General features: G+C 63.4%; 4 protein-coding genes and 1 pseudogene. All 5 read right to left on the bottom strand.

The window, feature by feature from the left end; all coding sequences use genetic code 11:
• Positions 1-2,195, bottom strand: a pseudogene (locus HRF45_13305) (hypothetical protein).
• 39 nt (positions 2,196-2,234) lie between these two features.
• Positions 2,235-2,648, bottom strand: coding sequence for a hypothetical protein (locus HRF45_13300; protein MEP0767498.1), 414 nt, complete (start codon positions 2,646-2,648; stop codon positions 2,235-2,237).
• Between the two features lie 157 nt (positions 2,649-2,805).
• Positions 2,806-3,771, bottom strand: a complete 966-nt coding sequence (locus tag HRF45_13295) for a hypothetical protein (GenBank protein ID MEP0767497.1) — start codon at positions 3,769-3,771, stop codon at positions 2,806-2,808.
• On the bottom strand, positions 3,768-4,295 hold the full coding sequence (locus HRF45_13290; GenBank protein MEP0767496.1) for a hypothetical protein: 528 nt from the start codon (positions 4,293-4,295) through the stop codon (positions 3,768-3,770). The genes HRF45_13295 and HRF45_13290 overlap by 4 nt, the downstream gene beginning before the upstream one ends.
• A gap of 86 nt (positions 4,296-4,381) precedes the next feature.
• Positions 4,382-4,684, bottom strand: a 303-nt coding sequence (locus HRF45_13285) for a hypothetical protein (GenBank protein ID MEP0767495.1), incomplete at its 5' end; no start/stop codon positions are given.

The raw sequence follows: 4,684 nt of genomic DNA, 5'->3' as shown, positions 1-4,684 counted from the left end.
CCCATGCCGGGAACAGCCCATTCCGGACATCACCGGTCGGCTCGAGGAACTCGGGGCCGTAGACGTAGTTCGTGATCATTCCGGTCATTACCCAGTCCAGATCCTGCCGTCGCCAGTAGAGTCCCATCGAAACCCGCATTGTGGCAGCACCCCCGAAGCCCGGTGGGCTGTCGATGATCGCGGTGACGATCGCGACCTGACGTTCCGGCTGGTCGTTCACCGCATACACTCGCAGTGTCCCATCGCCGTAAGCGTCAGACATCTCGGGATGAGCGGTGCGACCGAGATGGCGCAACTGGTCGATGACGCCACTGACCGGCACGGTGCTCCCTTCTGACCTCCATCTGCCGACGGAAAAGCCCTCGAACGTATCGCCGACGTTGAAGCACTCGGGACCGCCGACCCGGGGCGGAACGTCGGTCGAGGTACAAGTTACGACCACAGTCCGCAGCCGGCTGACGACAAAATCGGTGTTCCCCTTGTTCAACTCTGCATCGAGTTGCCTGAGGAAGACCCAGAACGGGTCATCAACGTGGGCTGGCGTGGGGCTCGCAGTCGTCAATGAACACTCGGACGAGACTGAGGCATAGGCCACCTGCGTGTCGGACTGGCCCGCGCGCTGCGCGAACACGAGCACCACGAAGTCCTTGCGCTCGCGGCACCGCTCGCCAGACTCGAAGAGCCTCGGCGCAGCGTCGTGCGGTAACAAGAAGCTCGTGCGGCCGGCATCCACCGAGAACGCATACGCGACGGCGACCGATGGGTACCGGATCTCGACCCGGAACGAGTCAGCTGCCTGCCCGGTTTTCCAGCGAACGCACGTTTCTCCATCCTCGGATGTTGTGACGGCACTTCCAGATGGGTCGAAGGAATCCGGGCACGAAGCCTGGCCCACACCGCACGACAGATGGGCCGCGAACTGCCCGGCTGCGGAGCCGGTGCCGGAGATCCGCAGCTCCCGTCCGCCATTCCCCCGGCAGCCCCCGGCGTCATACGGAGCAAGGTCAGGCGGGATTCGCGTCTCCTCGGATACCGGGATGGCGGTGCTGGAGACAAGCTGGCCGGACTCATAGGTGTCGGCGGTCAGTACGGTCGGCTTGGCTCCCGGCTCGAAGACCAGACAACCTGGAACCGAGAGAGACAAGCGGATTCGCTGAGCGAGATCAAGCGGGCTGGCCGCCGCACAGGGTGCCGGCGTGGATTGGCTCGGTGGCGATTGGGATGCCGTTGGGCCGGGAGTGGCGGAGGGCTCGGGGGAGGCATCACACGCCAAGAGAGATGTCAACGCCAACAACGCCACGCCCAACGACGCGAGCCGAAACTTCAACTCCCTGCTCCCCGCATGGCACTCATTCTTCTCAAGACGCAGAGTCAGCCTCACAGGTTCCCCCTGAAGTAGTCGAGGACGCGGCGCTCCTGGTATTCCATGCCCTTGAGGTCGCGGGGCATGTGGCGCTCTTCCGGAAAGACCAGCAGGTCGTAGTCCTTGTCGGCGGCGGTGAGGGCGACGATGAGCCAGCACGTACAGGCCCCTTTCGGCGGGACGGATGCCATCAAGGACGAAGTCCATCTGGGCGACCCAGCTGCCGACTTCCTGCCCGAGCGTGATCGGCGTGGCGTCATGGAGATGCGTCCGGCCGACTTTGAGAATGCCGGCGAACTCCGCCGACTTCGCGGCGAGGGTATCGCGCAGCTTCTGGACCTTCGGGTACAGCTGGCGGTCGAGCTCTTCAACGACGGCGATCTGCATCGCGGTGGGGACCGTATCGTTCGAACTCTGGCCGCGATTGACGTCGTCGTTGGGGTGGATCGGCTTCTTCGAGCCCATTTCGCCGCCGGCTATCTCGATGGCGCGGTTCGAGATGACCTCGTTGGCGTTCATGTTCGACTGCGTGCCGGAGCCGGTCTGGAGTACGACGAGGGGGAAGTGCTCGATGAGCGCGAGCGAGATGACTTCGTCGGCGGCCCTGGCAATGAGGTCGGCCCTCTCTTGCGGGAGCTCGCCGAGATCGGCATTGGCGAGGGCGGCGCCCTCCTTGAGGATGCCGAGGGCGCGGACGACGGCGAGGGACATGGGGTAGCGCTCAACGGCCGAAAGGGAAGTTCTGGAGGGAGCGCTGCGCCTGGGCGCCCCAGTAGCGGGAGGCGTCGACCTCGATGGCGCCCATGGAGTCGGTTTCGGTACGGGTAGGCATGGTGTGAGTGTAGCGGGGGGAGCGGTGTTCGGGTGGGGCTCAGAATTGCGGTGGGACCAGGAAGGTCGAGCCCGGCTCGACGGCGTCGGGAGCGGTTTGGCCGCAGGCTCCTCCGAACGAGACAATGCCCACGGAGTCGAGGCGGAAGATGAATGCGCCGTTGCCCTGGAGGTTGGCGAAGATGACCTGCCGGTCAGCCCCCTCGACGGTTACGGCGTAGAGCCGGAAGTCCTGGGTAAGGGCCTGACGGAGGATCTGTTCGGCAGCGGCGGCGGTGATGTAGGTGGGTTGACACCCGCCAGTCGCGAGGACCTCGTGAGTCGTGCCCTGTGGTTCACTCGATGCGCACGGAAGGGAGGGGACCTGGTTCGGTGCATTGCTGCACGCGACCGGGACCGGGTGCAACAATGGCGCGAGTGCATCCGGGCTTCCGGCGAGGATCCCCGCGATCACTTTGTCTACGAGTTCATCTCCCGAGCGAATCGGAGTGGCCGTGGCGGAGGGGCTTGGGGACGGCTGAGCACTTTCCCGCGGACCATCGCTGTCGCACCCCCAGAAAGCGAGTGAGGTCGCAAGCACAGCGGCGCCGATCAGCCATCCGGGGAGACGGTCACCACATGGCATCGTATCGAGTGTTCCCTCCAATCAAGGCGACCCAGGTGTAGGGCGAATACGGGCCCGGGTATCCGGCACCAGGATCCACCGGTCCCGTCGAACAGTCGTCATTCGGGGGCGGTGTGCACTCGACATGATTGTCGTAGTAGTAGTCGGGCCCCTTTCCGTGCGTCTCGTACATCGCCCCCCAATTGTGGAAGGAGAACGTCTCGAGATGCGTATGGGCGCCAAAGGAACATCGGTGTTCCCCAACCTCCCACGATTCGTTGTAGTCCGCGCTCGGATAGACGGTCGCTTCCGCGGTGTAGTTCAGATAGGAGACAGTCGTTCCGGGGTTGGCGTTAATGTCGTCTCTCGTCCTCACCGCGTTCGGAAGGATCCACCCTGAGGCTCCCGTATGCTGCCATTGGTACTGATGGGCGAGGACCAGCCACCCCAGTTTGTTGAAGTTATACCCACCGGACGAGTCATACCACTCGAGCCAGAGGTCATACTTTTGCCACTGACACGCAGCGTGGCCGAGGTGATAGTTTCCTGACGCGGATACCTGGGCGTAGATCGACAGATTCGACCAGTTCGCCGGCGACTTCGAAGCACCGGCTGCCCATCCTGCCCAGTCGACAGCGAGAGCCGTGGACCCCGTCGCTGCGAAATCCAGAGCATAGTCGCCCCCATTGGCGCCTCGGCACCACCAATAGCGGCCGAGCGATGTCGACCAAGCACATCCGTCATGATAGCGACCCCCGGACGAGATGGTCCCGCCATTTGTCTTCCCAATGCGCAGCCAATGGTGTCCCGGGTTGTTGTTGTTGTGGTCCGGCTCCCCGGGGAACTCTTGTCCAGACCCGGACCGATAGTGTCCGGAGGTTGCGTCCACCATGCCGACTCCGAGCACGGTCGCGAGTAGAGCAACGAGGAACGCGTTAAACGCCCAATGTCGGTTGCGATTGTATAGTCTCACCTGCCACCCTCCTTGATCCCGCGAGACACAAGGGCACGGTCGATCTCCTGCGAAAGATTCCCGCGAACAGATACGGCCAGAGCGCGCAAGGTCGACTCGTTCGGCACTTGTTGCGGAGGCGGAGGCTGGGAGGGGCTGATGACCTCCGGTTCACGGATGTCAGGCATGTCGCCGAGGCGAGTGCAGACGGCCGAAATCTCGCCGTGGAGCGCCCTGAGGTCCGTAGAAACCACCTCCCGCGGTGCGATCTTGGCACACCGATCGAGTGCTGCTCGTAGCGCAACGCTCGGCTCCTGGACCACAAGGCATTTCTCTGCCTCACAGGCGGGGGTGTTTCCGGCGGTAGAGACCAGGAACGCGTCAATCTGCAGAGCCTCCGCAATGAGCTCGCCGTCGTGAGTTAGATCGGCTTTGGCGGTGCCGCGTGCGGTGGTCTGGAGCTGCAGGCCGCCGACCGCTGTCAGCAGCGCGCAACTGACCAGCCACGGTGCAAGGCGCTTCTTTCGGTCACTGGTGTGTCGCATGGGCCTCCTGCTCCTGAAGCTGGGCTCGGTTCAGCCGAGACTAAGCTCGCCGACCACCTCTCGTCTCGAACTCGCTATGCGTTTTTTCAAGCGTTTTCGAAGACTGTCCGATCGTTTTCGATCATCTCGTAGACCAAGGGCATACAGCAGGTCAGGTGTTCGCGCGCCCAGACCCTTAGCTTTTCATGCTCGTGAGGAACTTCGGTGAACTCGAACACGCGATGGCTGAGTTCGGCGACATGCCGCCTGATGGTGGCTGCGGAGACACCGATTAGCGACGCCGCCTCTTCACTGCGGTAACCCTGGATGAGGAGTGCGAGAATCCGGGCCTCAGGCGGGCTAATCGCTCGACAATGGCGATCAACGATCTGCCGCCACAGATCCGCAGG

It is taken from the genome of Fimbriimonadia bacterium (assembly GCA_039961735.1).
Classification (GTDB): Bacteria; Armatimonadota; Fimbriimonadia; order Fimbriimonadales; family JABRVX01; genus JABRVX01.
This window is presented reverse-complemented; position numbering and strand designations above follow the sequence as displayed.